General features: G+C 64.3%; 13 protein-coding genes. 4 read left to right on the top strand and 9 right to left on the bottom strand.

The window, feature by feature from the left end; translation table 11 throughout:
• Nucleotides 1–11: 11 nt before the first annotated feature.
• The 4 genes from ACGFNH_RS18350 to ACGFNH_RS18335 all read right to left on the bottom strand — a co-directional run bounded on the left by ACGFNH_RS18350 (nt 12) and on the right by ACGFNH_RS18335 (nt 2,765).
• The gene (locus tag ACGFNH_RS18350; RefSeq protein ID WP_393654865.1) at nt 12–203 is read right to left on the bottom strand and encodes a mobile element transfer protein; all 192 of its coding nucleotides are present in this window, start codon (nt 201–203) and stop codon (nt 12–14) included.
• Nucleotides 204–224: 21 nt separating this feature from the next.
• Nucleotides 225–953, bottom strand: a complete 729-nt coding sequence (locus ACGFNH_RS18345; RefSeq protein ID WP_393654863.1) for a DUF2637 domain-containing protein — start codon at nt 951–953, stop codon at nt 225–227.
• Between the two features lie 79 nt (nt 954–1,032).
• Nucleotides 1,033–2,406 (bottom strand): FtsK/SpoIIIE domain-containing protein, encoded by a 1,374-nt coding sequence (locus ACGFNH_RS18340; protein WP_393654861.1) that lies wholly within the window; start codon nt 2,404–2,406, stop codon nt 1,033–1,035.
• 5 nt (nt 2,407–2,411) lie between these two features.
• On the bottom strand, nt 2,412–2,765 hold the full coding sequence (locus ACGFNH_RS18335; protein WP_393654859.1) for a hypothetical protein: 354 nt from the start codon (nt 2,763–2,765) through the stop codon (nt 2,412–2,414).
• 151 nt (nt 2,766–2,916) lie between these two features.
• Between ACGFNH_RS18335 and ACGFNH_RS18330 the strand changes: the two genes are divergently transcribed.
• Entirely contained in the window at nt 2,917–3,708 is a 792-nt protein-coding gene (locus ACGFNH_RS18330; protein ID WP_393654857.1) for a GntR family transcriptional regulator, read from the top strand.
• Nucleotides 3,708–4,373 (top strand): YdcF family protein, encoded by a 666-nt coding sequence (locus ACGFNH_RS18325; RefSeq protein WP_393654855.1) that lies wholly within the window; start codon nt 3,708–3,710, stop codon nt 4,371–4,373. The genes ACGFNH_RS18330 and ACGFNH_RS18325 overlap by 1 nt, the downstream gene beginning before the upstream one ends.
• Nucleotides 4,374–4,793: 420 nt before the next feature.
• Here the strand turns inward: ACGFNH_RS18325 and ACGFNH_RS18320 are convergent, their stop codons facing one another.
• From ACGFNH_RS18320 to ACGFNH_RS18300, 5 genes are all read right to left on the bottom strand, one after another.
• Nucleotides 4,794–5,282, bottom strand: a complete 489-nt coding sequence (locus tag ACGFNH_RS18320) for a protein-export chaperone SecB (protein ID WP_393654853.1) — start codon at nt 5,280–5,282, stop codon at nt 4,794–4,796.
• Nucleotides 5,269–5,739 carry a helix-turn-helix domain-containing protein gene (locus ACGFNH_RS18315; protein WP_393654851.1) on the bottom strand — a complete coding sequence of 157 codons (471 nt, stop codon included), beginning with the start codon at nt 5,737–5,739 and terminating at the stop codon, nt 5,269–5,271. Before ACGFNH_RS18315 ends, ACGFNH_RS18320 begins: the two co-directional genes overlap by 14 nt.
• Nucleotides 5,740–5,754: 15 nt before the next feature.
• A complete protein-coding gene (locus ACGFNH_RS18310) occupies nt 5,755–6,039 on the bottom strand; it encodes a type II toxin-antitoxin system RelE/ParE family toxin (RefSeq protein WP_393654849.1) in 285 nt (94 codons plus the stop codon).
• Between the two features lie 814 nt (nt 6,040–6,853).
• Nucleotides 6,854–8,707, bottom strand: a complete 1,854-nt coding sequence (locus ACGFNH_RS18305; protein ID WP_393654847.1) for a DNA/RNA helicase domain-containing protein — start codon at nt 8,705–8,707, stop codon at nt 6,854–6,856.
• 83 nt (nt 8,708–8,790) lie between these two features.
• Nucleotides 8,791–9,747, bottom strand: a complete 957-nt coding sequence (locus ACGFNH_RS18300; protein ID WP_393654845.1) for a DUF3883 domain-containing protein — start codon at nt 9,745–9,747, stop codon at nt 8,791–8,793.
• Nucleotides 9,748–10,888: 1,141 nt separating this feature from the next.
• On the opposite strand from ACGFNH_RS18300, the gene ACGFNH_RS18295 reads away from it, so the two are divergent.
• Both ACGFNH_RS18295 and ACGFNH_RS18290 read left to right on the top strand, forming a co-directional pair.
• Entirely contained in the window at nt 10,889–11,560 is a 672-nt protein-coding gene (locus tag ACGFNH_RS18295; RefSeq protein ID WP_393654843.1) for a hypothetical protein, read from the top strand.
• A 216-nt stretch (nt 11,561–11,776) separates the two neighbouring features.
• Nucleotides 11,777–12,214 carry a hypothetical protein gene (locus ACGFNH_RS18290; protein WP_393654841.1) on the top strand — a complete coding sequence of 146 codons (438 nt, stop codon included), beginning with the start codon at nt 11,777–11,779 and terminating at the stop codon, nt 12,212–12,214.
• Nucleotides 12,215–12,278 lie beyond the last annotated feature (64 nt).

Below are 12,278 nucleotides of genomic sequence, written 5' to 3'. Positions count from 1 at the left end.
GTTCCTCTCGGTCAGGCGACGCGGCAGCGGTGCGTGCGGGCGGCGAGGGTGGCGGCGGTGCGGTTGGAGTAGTCCGAGGACCATCCGCAGCGTTCGGCGGTGCAGACGGCGGCGTGCCGGGTGTGGCCGCTGCGGTTGCGGTAGGTGCCGATCTCCACCGGGCCGACGGAGAACAGGGAGTGGAAGAGCTCGCGGCGAGGCATGGGCAGGTGGCTCCTTTCTGGTCAGGCGAGTTGGGCGGCGATGCGGTCGGCCATCGGGGCCGGGACGCCGAGGCGGGCGCGAAGTGTGTCGGTGTCGATGGGGGCGCCGGTCCGGGCCTGGTGTGCGTCGGCGACCTTGCGGGCGTGCTCGACGAGCGCGGTCGGGACGGTGAGCAGCGGAGAAGGGGCTGCGGGGCGGACCGGTGCCTGAACGGGCTCAGGTGTCGGTTCGGGCTCCGGCTCCTGGTTGACGGACTCCCGAACCAGCTCGATGGGTTGGGGCTCCGGTGCCACGAGCGTGGGCACGGGGGCGGGACCGACTTCACCGTCTGGGTCGGGCACGGCGTCATCGAGCGGCGTCGGCTCATCGGCCGTTGCGGGTGCGTGGACGAGGAGCGTGCCGCCGAGGAAGGCGAGCGCGGGCCATCCGGCGACGAGGATGCGCAGCCAGTCGGGTACGTCGCCGAGGTCGAGAAGGCCGGCTGTCGCGATGTTGGCGCCGAGTGAGGCCGTGAGCGCCACGGAGAACCAGAACCAGGCGGCTTGTACGGCACCGCCGGAGGCGCGAAGTGTGCGGAGGCGCCTCCAGGCGGCGACCAGGAGCAGGTCGACCGAGACGGGATAGGCCCAGGCTTTCCAGCCGTCTTGTCCCGCGGCGGCAGCGATGTCGTGGAGATGCGCGAAGGACAGGGCACCCGCGATCACGGCCTGTACGAGTACGGCGTCGAGTCGGGCGATGTGGCGGCGCATCGGTCCTCCTTCCTATTCGGGCAAGGCGGGGGTAGGGACCTGGCGCGAGGCGGTCACGCCAGCCGAGGCGTGAGGGGTGTTACTCGGTGACCGGGCGGGGCTTCACCAGCGAGGGCGAGCAATCCGTCTCCGCGGCCTCAAGGGGCGGCAGCACCGGGCAGAAAGCCGCCAGCTCAGGAAGCTCGGGGGTGCGGTGAGCCTGGGCATTGCAGACGCTCACCGCGTGACGGAGCGAGGTGAAGGGCGTACGGGTGCGAACCCAACCACCGCTGGAGTCACCCGAGATGGCGGTACCGGGACGGTCCTCGGGGATCTGCACCGTGGCCAGCACGGCGTCGGGGGAGATGTCGCCGAATGCCATCTTGGCGGAGGCTTCGTCGTTGACGCGGTGGGCGGTACGGCCGGTGAGCTGGGCACGGAGCATGGTGATGCCCTTGCCAAGGTCCGAGCCGAAGCGCTGTCCGCAGATCTCCACGTAGATGCCGGCCGCGCGGCCGAGCTGGGCGAGCCTGACGAGGGCGGTGACGATCCGGTCCCGCCGCTTCTCCTCTTCCTTGGTGGTGAACAGGGCCAGTTCCGCCACCTCATCGACCAGGAGCACCACGGGCACGGGCCGCAGGTCGTCGGGCAGGCCCCAGATGTCAGCGGTGATCTCGGCGTCGGGGACGTCAGAGCTGACGCGTTGCTCGCGACGGATGACGCGGTAGGTGTCGGCCATCCGTGATACGAGCGCATCGAGCAGTTCGGCGGCGGCGTCGGGGTTGTCGGCCAGAGCGGAGAACCGCCGTGCCAGGGGCGCGAGTTCCACGCCCTCCTTGCAGTCGATGCCAACCAGGGCGACGTCGAGCGCGGCCAGCTCGGCGACGAGGCGGCGCTGGTACACCGACTTCCCTGACTGTGTCGCGCCCAGGTTCAGCGCATGGGGCACCTGCCGGTAGTCGCGGTAGTGGACCGTGCCGTCATCGCGCAGGGCGATGGGGACCCTCATCACACCGGCGTCCGTGCGGGCAGGCATCTGCACGCGCCGAAGGACGTCGTAGCCGGTCATCCGCAGCTCGACCACACCGGCCCGGATCTCCCGGGAGGCGACGCCGTGCATACGGAACGAGTGCCGGAGGCGGTCGGTGGAGGTTGCGATGTCGAAGGCGTCCTGCCCGGGGCGAAGGCCGAGCCTGAGGACCAGGCCGGTCCGAGTGATGCGTATCCGCAGCAGCCGAGGCACCCGGTTCGCCGGAGTCTCCGACCGCATCGCCCGAGCGAGTAACAGCCGAGCCCGGGAGGGCGGAACGGTCAGCCCGCACGCTTCCATCACCGATGCGTAGGTGAACATCACCCGTGCCAGCGTGAACAGGGCGCCAAAGGCCAGCCAGTACCAGACCGGGCGCAGCCACCGAAGCACCACGGCCCCGGCAGCCACGACCAGCGACAGCGTCAGTAAGGTCTCTCCCCACATCGTGGTCAGCCCTCCGAACCGGATGCGGCGGGGGCCAGCGGGGTGATGGCCACGGCCCGGAAGGCGATCCCCCACCGCTTCTGACCGTTGAACTCGTTCTCCCAGGAGCGGGCCTTGAGGTCGGTCACCGCCACAGGCATGCCGAGGGTCAGTCCCTCGGAGATCCCGGTCTCCGGGACCGAGACGGTGTAGAGGTCCGCTGCACCGTCGTCGGCCACGGTCAGGCCGATGGTGAGCATCTGTGCACCGGTCTCCCGGTCGACGGCGATTTCACCGGTCTGTCGGTTGACCACCTTCGGCGACGGGGCAACCGCCACGAAGATGGCGGCAGTGGATGTGTCGATCTTGAAGGACGGCATGAGCACTCCTGCGTCTTGAGGTACCGGGGCATGCACGAACTGCCGATTGCAGTCCTAGGACTACGCCGACTCGTTAAGAATGACCCACAGTCCTAGGACTGTCAATGTCCTAGGACTGTGCTTCACTGAACGCGTTGAGAGGAGGTCTGAAATGGCACCGAAGTGGCGCCAGCTGGCGGACAGGCTGGCCGAGAAGATCAGAAGTGGCGAGTACCAGCCCGGCGCGCAGTTGCCCCACATCCGCGACCTGGTGGAAGCCGGGGAGGGCTCGAAGGCCACGGTTCATCAGGCGTACAAGGCCCTGGAGGCCGAGGGCCTGGTCACGGTGTCACGTGGGCACGGCACGATCGTGCGACAGCAGGCCCCGCTCAAGCGGCTCGGCATCTACCGCTACGACAAGGCCAAGTGGCGGGACGGCGACGAGGTCGCATTCATCGCTGACCGCGTGGCGTCCGGTCGCTCCTATCGCCGCAACGAGCAGACGCAGACGGTCAGTCGCGTCGAAGCCCCCGCAGTGGTGGCCGAAGCCCTCGGCGTGCCCGTCGGCTCGGATGTCTACGCACGCGCCCGCCTGGTGAAGGAAGGCGAGCAGCCAACGCACTCCCTGACCAGCTACTACCGTCCCGAACACGTCGAGGGAACGCGCATCGTCGACCCGACCCCGGGCCCCGCCGGCCGCGGCGGAGGATTCCGCGTGCTCTACGACGCGGGGTACGAGATCGACCACATGCGGGAAGCCTTGTTCGCCCGCGCTGCGACCTCCGAGGAGTCGAAGCTTCTCCAACTGCCGCCGGGTGAACCAGTGGTGGAACTCCACCGCACGACCCGTATGGCAGACGGCACGGTCGTGGAGTTCGCCATTGGCATCCACGCCGCCTCGCGCTTCGCCTGGGAGTATGACTTCAAGGTGCCTGACTCTGCCCAGCCCGCCGAAGGCTCCTGATGATCCGGGACGACGCGCGCGTAGACGCTCAACTGCTCTGGGACTACCAGCTGATGGGCCACGAGCCGCAACCGTGCTCCGTCGGCATCGGCCTGGGCAGTCACGATCTCGGCGTCGCTGACACAACGGTGGACCTGTACCAGCGCGGGATGATGCCGCTCATCGTCTTCACCGGGGCTACCAGCCGGACCACGCGCGACCACATGCCGCGGGGCGAAGCTGAGCACTATCGGGAGCGCGCCATCGAGCTGGGCGTGCCCGACTCCGTTGTGCTGGTGGAGCCCAAGGCCCGCAACACCGGCGAGAACATCACACTCTCCCGAGCCCTGCTCGAGGAACGTGGCATCGAGGTGTCGTCAGTTCTTCTCGTCAGCAAGCCGTACGAGGAGCGCAGGGCCTACGCGACAGCGTGCAAGCTGTGGCCGGCCGTTGAGTTCGTGAGCGCTTCGACGCCGATGACGTTCGACGAGTACGTGGCCTCGATCGGCGACGCCCGCCTGGTCGTCGACATGCTCGTGGGCTCCCTGCAACGGCTCCTGGTCTACCCGGCCCAGGGCTTCATGATCGAGCAGCTGGTCCCCGCTGAAGTCACTGCGGCCTACGAGCGGTTGTGCGCTCAGGGCTACACGAGCCGACTCGTCCCGGGCACAGCCCAGGATGGGTGAGTAGAAACCTTCTCTACGAGTTCAAGACCCGCGCACGGCGCGGGCGCGCCGCCGATGCGGCGCGGCCGGCCTCCTGTCTTCGCCCCGGCTGGCCGCGCCCAGCGGCGCGCCACGTGCAGCGGGGCTGAGCAGAGAAAGCCCTCTGTGGCTGGGGCCGGTCGGCTCCACGGCTTTAGCCACCTCCCCGGTCCGGGTCCCACGTCGAGCAAGACCAGGGGGCCACTCGTTCAAATTCCGGGCAGGTCCAAAGACTGCCCGAGTTGCCAACTAGCGTACGGCCCCCTGATCATGCCCGACCCCAAACCAGGCAGGCCACCGACCAAACCCGCTCCACCGACCTTCGGGATCAGCCGCGCCGCAATGCGCCAGCTGAGCCAGTGGCAGCTATAGAGACTGGACATCAAATCAAACCATCGCGGTTCAATTGTAATTTTCGTCCAGTGGGGGCTTTTGGATCCTCTCCTCACTCAGCAGGAGAAAGAGATCTTTAGTGTCGAAACTATCCAGAAAAAGCCCCGGGAAACCCAGGTCAGAACTGACCCGATGCACCAATTCGCGGGCATACGGATGCAATGTCGCGAGGACGATCACGTTTCCGAAAGTTGACACCATTTCATCGGAAACGGATTCCAATTCATGCGAGTATCCTGCTTGGAATTCGCATTTGATTTTGAATATTTCCTCGCCTTCAGCTTCTGCGGTCACCTCGTATGCGACCTGAAACGTGACCTCCCTTTCTGCAACCGAAATGGAGGGTTCAAGTTCAGTACTCACGTCATACGGCGGGTCAAGTCGCCTGTTGAACACCTTGGCTTCAAGGTCGTTTAGGCGAATTCCACGCAGCTTAGCGCTTCGATGTAGAGTCGACGCCAAACGCAAGGACTGAGCGAATTCGTCAGATGTCTGCATTGTGTCCCGAATCGCGCCGGAGCGAGTATACTGCGGTTGCCCACACGCGGCTTCCATCAAAGTCCGCGTTCCGACTTCCTGTCGTCGACCAGGCACATCCCTGGCGAGCTGGCTCCATACGGACAGCACTCATCTCATAAGCAGTGCTGAATCGCCAGTCTCCACCATCATCCCTCAGCCGAACATCAAGGCGACAGCCGATCGCCCTGGCATAACGCTGCACTGTCGAGAGACGAGGGTCAGTGCCACCGTTCTCGAGTTCAGAGACTGCGGACTGCGTCGTCTCCATACGGTCCGCCACGACAGCCTGGTTGATGGAACGAGCCTTTCGGCGAGACACCAACCGCCGCAGAAGCCCACTCCTCGTGCGAGCGTCTTCGTAGGCAGCTTCGAATTCCGGGCTTGCCAGCTCGTCATCAATGAAGAGGTCGAGTTCGTCGCGATCATCCCGACTCATGGCGCTCCCCTAAATTCACTCGCGAGCTTCCCAATCCCTTAGACGGCTAATTGCCAGATCTTTGGCCGTCTTCGGCAACTTTCTGTCCTTCTTCGTGATGACATGCAGCGCCAGAAGAACATGGTCATGACTACCGATGGGCGAGTAGAGGACGCGATATGTGCAGCCCCCAATGAATACGCGTACAGCCTGCAGACCGTTGCCGATCGATTCCTGCTCATACGGCATATGCTCTTGGCGAAGCACCCGTTTCATTGCGTCAAGGATCGCCGCCCGAGCCCCCACGCCAAGACTTTTCAAATCGTCTCTGACGATGTCCCTACCTGTGCGGGTCTTATAGAACCGCCAACGCCTGCTGGTCAGTCGGCCTCCCCCCGGATGCGCTAACAATCACAGCGGGAGATCAATTACCCACGGCGCTACGCCCTCACTCCCATGTTGATTCTAACGATGGATCACCTCCCAGGTGACGAACTTGACTACGAGCCAAGATATCGGCTACGACCGATACTCGCAAGCTACCCATCGCAGCGCTTCTATAACCCTGAGTGACTGAAGGGCGGGGTCCAGGCCCTTCTGAGCCACCGCGGCTGGTGGCTTGCTCAGCGGTGACGGGCGGACCTGCCCCCAAGGCTCAGGACCTTCACTGATGCCCAGGTTCACGGCCTTGAAGGCCGGCCGTCAGCCGAGCGCGCCCAGGTCTGGGCCGTTTCCGGGCCGTCCGAGACCGCTCGTTAGGCCGTGCCCGATCAGTCGGGAACCACTCACGGCCATTCAGACGCGAAGGTACGTCAGCCTCCGGCGCGCTGACTTGCGCGGCGAGCGGAAGACACCTAACCGGGGCATGTGAACAGGCAAGTCGTGATGACCACCCGTCTCAGTTTCCGTCTCATTCAGGGCCGTTCACGGTCGTTCAGGCGGGTTCCAGGGCTTCCCTGGTCTCGGTGGTCGACCGCCCGTGAACCCAGGTGAACGCCGTCGAACTACGCCAACCACGCCACCACCACAGTTGGAAAGCGTGCGCTCCCCGTCCCGTGGGTTCGCTGTGCTGAGTTCGTAGGGCCTGCTTGTCGGTCGCAGGCCGTCGACGTGTCCGGGGGCCGCAGGGCTGATTCTACGAACCCTCCTCGGTACCAATAGTGATGAGGCTCCGCAGCATGGCTTGAGTCTCGCGGTCGGTCGAGTAGAGCACGGTGCCGGCCATGCCACGTGTGAGCAGTACTTTGTACGTGTTGCGCATGAGTCGGTCGAACTGTTGCGTAGGCGTTCTCGCCAGGCTGCTGTCCCGGCTTGCTGTTTTGTCGGGACTCCACATGTCGCTTCGCCAGACCAGGTCTGGGCCGAAGATCACACCGTTCCAGGGGTACTCGAACCCTTGGGCGGTGTAGATACAGCCGACCTGACCGAAGCCTCCTTGTTCTGTGGCCCATAGTGAAGAGGCGGGCGCCCCTGGTGCGATTTTTCTGGCGTTCCAGGGCCTACGCCATTCTCCGATGGCCACGTCTTCGGGAAGGCTGCCGTCGTTCCGTGGATCACTCCATGGCCAGCAGAAGCCGGCTGTCATGCGCGCTGTATGCCCTGCTTCATGCTGGGCACGGAGGTAGTGCTCCATCTCTTGGGGCGAGTTGGCGACCAGCACGCTGAAGTTCTGCTCGGGTTTCCAGGGGACAGGACCGCCAGCCTCCAGCCCCATGAGGCGGAGAACCCAATGCTCGTAGGCACGACTCCCACCGCACCGGAACTGATTGTTGAGATCGACGTGGCGGACAAGGCACCCCCGGGCGCGTGCAGCCCGGTCGATGTCCTCCACACTTCCCATCTCCCCGGGCCGCACGACCTGGTGTTGATCGAGCAGGAAGACGGGAACTCTGGCCGCGTCCATGAGTTCCTCTACTTGCCTCCGATGGTTCCCGTCCCAAGCCGGTGCGTTGGATCCTGACGACCGCAACCGCATGCGGTGAGCTTCGTCGCAGATCAGGACGTCGAGACCGTTGCGTTCCACTTGCTCAAAGTCGTTGAAGTAGCGGAACAGCTTGGGGATTCGGTTGTTCGTCTGGCCTGCGACGTGCCGAAGCGTGGTCGTGAAGGACTTGGACCCGGTCGCATGGGCGACGGTGCGGCCGTTCCGGCCGAGATGGCCCATGAGGTGCAGAGCGATGAGGCTCTTGCCCGAACCTGGGCCCCCGGATATGACGATGACTTCCTTCTGGTCCGAGCTTCGAGACCGGTCCACCGCTCGTTTGACTAGAGATACGGCTACCTGCTGCTCATCCATGAGGCGGAAGTTGCCGCCTCGGATGATCTCGTCTGCGGCTACTCGCATCAGTTGTCGACCCGGGGCAGTGGGACTGCCCAGTAGATCGTCCGCTTCCAGCGCACCGCTCTGAGGGGACAGTCGGGTCCGTAGGTAAGCTATGAGTGCACCACGGGTTGTATCCGTGAACAGTTGGGCCTTCGCGTCGGCCATGCCGAACAATCCGGCGATGTCCTGATCAGCAGCGTTGTGCAGGTAAGCCACGCCGGTCACGAGGTCTTCCTCGTCGCTGAGCAGGCATGTGAAGTCCTGTAGGTAGTCGCAGTAGCGACGTACCTGGGCAACGGGATGCAATGTCGCGTGGTTGCCCCTGCCCTTGACCAGACATAGGTCGTCAGTCTCCGGGACCAGTCGCGCCGCACTCCATTGCTTCAGCTCGACGACGACGTAGGAGAGTCTCCCAGTTGTGGGATGGGAGCCAGCGAGTATGGCATCTGCACGCAGGCTGGCCAGGGGCAGTTTCTGCTCGATGAGGACTTCGACGTCATCGAGCTCGGCATCGCGCAGGACCGCTCCCAACGCCGGAAGGCTGTTCATCCATGAGCGGCGTTCCCCGGGCGGAGGGTCCCGATAGAACGCGGAGCGGTATTGCTGAGCGAGCTCCTCGGCGAGGCCACCAGCATTGCTCTTCTCGAACAGTGTGCGTGCAGACATGCGAAGCAGGGGCACGAGCGATCTCCAGACAACGGTGTGACGGCAAGAGGCCTCAGGGGGCTCCGGCTAGGTCGCCTGCGGGTCTATGAGAGCGGCAGCCGGTACTCGAAGCTTCTCGGCCTCAGGTCCTCGTCGGCCGGCTCCCAGTCGTGAAGGTGCAGCACCCTGCCCGCGGCCGTCGCATGGGGGTCAGTCCGCACATCTACCTTGATGTCGCTCACCACATACAGATCCACCGTGTACTGCGGATTCCGCGCATGCTCGATCTCATTGATCGTCAACTCCACGCTTGTAGCGGCACCAGTCGTCCCCTTCACCTCAACCCGTCGCTCTTCGCCGTTCCGAGTGCAGTGAAGGTCGTAGGGCTTGCCGAGCCGTTCGACGGTCCACCCTTCCAACTCGTAGTGAGCGACTGCCATGTTCTCCGCGTGCAGTTCGATGGCCTTGCGCTTCTTCGGGTCGGAGACGAAGCCGGCTCCGTGGTGACGCTTCGGTGGCTTCCGGCTTTTAACCAGCCCCGCCGTGATCCCGGGCGTGCCACTGAGAGGCACCACCTGCCGCTCCGCCCAGTTCGCATGGATCCCTGCTGCATCGAGCAACGGCTGAGGGTCCATGTCGACGAGCATCCCGATACCCTGCTGCGTCCCTGAGCGCCGTACGGCGTTACTACCGGCAAGCCCCATCGGCCCGTCTTCATCGAGACGGACGCCTTGGAGCACCGCCAACGGTTCGATACCGAACCGCACGGGGTACTTGATGACGCTCTCGGCCTCCTCGTCCGGCCAGTGGGGTGCCTCTGCCTCATAGAAGCTCTCACGCACCTCGAAGAGATACACGGTGATCGTATGGGTGACCCATTCCTCGAGCTGCATCCGAGGCGCTACGCCCGTGGCAAGCACAGCAAACCGCGGACGAGCTGAGCGATACTCCGGTTTCCATCGGGGGAACCCCCACGAACCGGTCTCAATCCCGTGTTGCAGGTTTCGCTGGGACTTGGTGCTCTGAGGGACGTGGACCAGCACGAAGGAAGCCGTTTCCATGCAGCCCAACCTAGCGGTGGGCTATGACAGTTGGCATCGTGCAGGTCTCGTGGGCGCCCCGCATGCCACGGTCGCCTCCGAAGCAGGGTCGGCAACGGGTAGCCAAAGTGCGCGCCGCCGCAGCCGTGCGTACAAGCCCACCGAAAAAACCCCCAGTTCACTCATCCGCCGCCTTGTCTCTCCTGGAGCGGCGCTGACTACCATGCGCCGGGGGGCCCCACAGCGGTCGCCTTAGTGGTCGGTGTCGAGAGCCTTTCGGGCTGCCTGTTGGAAGGCCCTCTCCGGCCCTCGCTTCGCCGATGCTGCTGTCTTGAAGCGAGTTTCCAAGTCGGCGATCCGTCCAGTGCCTTCCCGCTCCGCAGCTCGGAACCAGGACAGCCCCGCCATGTCGAGGTCGTACAGGCTCTGCCGTAGGGAGTCAGCTGCCTCGACTACCGCGCGGGGCCCAGCGACCACCACTGTCGAAACGGCGGCGCTGAACTGTTGCCATGCATCGTGGGCTTCAACGAAGCTCGCCTGCCAATCGTCCAAGGTGGCTCGTTCGTCCAACAGCTGGTCAGACACCTTCCACCACGCTGCAGAGAGTTGCTTCGAGCTTCCTATGCAGGCGTTGTAGGCATCTCGTCTCAACTCATCTCGCCACCGTGTCCGGTCAAGCTGAGCCTGCACTCGCAGCTGACGTCCCTGCGCGAGAACGGTGACCAGGCCACCGCCAAGTCCCCCTATTGCCCCGATAGCTGCGCCGACCACTGCCGCATCGCCTGCTTCCACCTGAACATTAGATCGCGGCTCTGCGCATCGAGACCAGGAGCAAGAACGGCTAGGGCCGCGGCCTCGTGAGGAATGTGCAGCTGACACCCAGGAGTGACTTCAACGGCTGTGCTGGACCGGCCGCTCTTTGTCCGGACCTCGCCGGAGCCTCAGGGCCTCGACGTCCTGGCCGTCACCGACCCCGGGACCCACCCAAGCCCTGCTTCAGCCAGCATCACGACGCCATCGCCCACTGAGGTAGAGGGTGCACCCCCGTCCAAGGACCGGCCCGGCCGGCACTCGCTTCCGGCACGGTTTCTCCATTTGGCCTCCACTGAACCACCCGAACCGGAATGATTCAGCCCTCAACATGTCCAGTCCAGGGGGGGCCTTGAGCACCGACAGTACGCCGCCACCAATGCCGGGCTTCCAGCCATCGGAGCCGCAGCGCAAGAACCGCACCAACGCGATCATCATCGGTGCCGCTGCGGCGGTCATCGCCACCATGATCAGCACAGGCATCATCATCGCCGACAGCGGCAGTGGCGACACCGAGGCTGGTCCTGCGCCCACAGTCACAGTCACCCAGACCGTCGAGGGCGAGGCGGCTGCTGAGGAGGACGTGCCCTCAACGTCCAGCCAGGAAGCCGACTTCAGGGTCGGCGAGGAGGCACGTAACGGTGGAGCGGTCGTCAAGATTTCCAAGGTGTTGGAGAGTGACACCATCACTTTGGCCGGGGTGCAGAAGCAGGCAGGCGCCGATGCCAAGTTTGTGACCTTGAAGACCATCGTCACCAATGAGACCAAGAGCGGCATGGACCTGACCTGTTCACTGCCCATCGTCAACGCTCTGATCGACGACCAGGACCGCCGCTTCGACACGATCGACGACCTCTACGAAATTTCTGGAAACCCGGAATGTAACGCACAACTACAGCCGGGCTTCAAGGACGAGATGCAATTCGTCTACCGCGTGCCAGAGGACGTGGAGGTCACAGCATGGGAGTTCTACGAGTACGACCTGGCCAGTGAGCCGACGCCTTCCCTCGTCGACCTTAGTTGAGCTCACTAGCACGCAAGAGAACGCCAGCTACGTGCCGGTGTCCCGGAGGCGGCCCCGCCACCAGGGCTGTCCAGCTCGCGGAAGACCGGTCGATCTCGGAGACCATCTGGAGTCTGGGGGCGATGTGCACCCCAGTTGGGGCATCGGCCGCGCTTATGCAGAAGAGTGCCGAAGACGGGATGAGGGGTAGCTGTGAGAGGTCGTAGAGAGCTCGTTGTGAAAGAGGCTGATGGGCCGGAGGGCGCTGCAACGTACATGCGGGACTGCTATCTGCTTGAGTTTCGGGAAAAGCAGCGAGAATACGTGCTGCAAAGAGAGCAATCAGAGAAGCAGCGCTGGGAATCAGTCTTCGAGTGTCTCGAACGAGGAGAGCTGGAGCAAGCCGCCGAGGAGTTGCGTCAGGCCAGTGATCCGTCTCCGGAACTACGGGTTGCTCTGGAGCGCGAGGCGGAGGAGGTCATCCAAGTTCATCGCGAACCGGCTGTTCTTGTACGGCCAAGCTCCCCTCACAGCCGGGACGTCTTCCACAGGAACGAACGCTGCGGGCTCATCAGCGGAGACCGTCGGCACCCGGACCAGGCCAGTTGGATGCTGCTTGGCGATGCGGAGGCGACCGGGTATCGCCCATGTGCTCGTTGTGCGGATGAACCGTGATTCAAGATCCCGCGGCTATGCGCGGACGCCTTCTGGCGATCAATGGATGGCGTGCCAGATCTGT

It is taken from the genome of Streptomyces sp. NPDC048639 (assembly GCF_043199075.1).
Taxonomy (GTDB): domain Bacteria; phylum Actinomycetota; class Actinomycetes; order Streptomycetales; family Streptomycetaceae; genus Streptomyces.
Note: the sequence above shows the minus strand (reverse complement) of the source record. Positions and strands in the feature narration are given on the sequence as shown.

Coding starts and splice junctions, on each gene's coding strand:
- ACGFNH_RS18300 (WP_393654845.1), bottom strand. CDS start 9,747: ATGGAAACGGCTTCCTTCGTGCTGGTCCACGTCCCTCAGAGCACCAAG.
- ACGFNH_RS18345 (WP_393654863.1), bottom strand. CDS start 953: ATGCGCCGCCACATCGCCCGACTCGACGCCGTACTCGTACAGGCCGTG.
- ACGFNH_RS18325 (WP_393654855.1), top strand. CDS start 3,708: ATGATCCGGGACGACGCGCGCGTAGACGCTCAACTGCTCTGGGACTAC.
- ACGFNH_RS18305 (WP_393654847.1), bottom strand. CDS start 8,707: ATGTCTGCACGCACACTGTTCGAGAAGAGCAATGCTGGTGGCCTCGCC.
- ACGFNH_RS18350 (WP_393654865.1), bottom strand. CDS start 203: ATGCCTCGCCGCGAGCTCTTCCACTCCCTGTTCTCCGTCGGCCCGGTG.
- ACGFNH_RS18315 (WP_393654851.1), bottom strand. CDS start 5,739: ATGAGTCGGGATGATCGCGACGAACTCGACCTCTTCATTGATGACGAG.
- ACGFNH_RS18320 (WP_393654853.1), bottom strand. CDS start 5,282: ATGCAGACATCTGACGAATTCGCTCAGTCCTTGCGTTTGGCGTCGACT.
- ACGFNH_RS18340 (WP_393654861.1), bottom strand. CDS start 2,406: ATGTGGGGAGAGACCTTACTGACGCTGTCGCTGGTCGTGGCTGCCGGG.
- ACGFNH_RS18335 (WP_393654859.1), bottom strand. CDS start 2,765: ATGCCGTCCTTCAAGATCGACACATCCACTGCCGCCATCTTCGTGGCG.
- ACGFNH_RS18330 (WP_393654857.1), top strand. CDS start 2,917: ATGGCACCGAAGTGGCGCCAGCTGGCGGACAGGCTGGCCGAGAAGATC.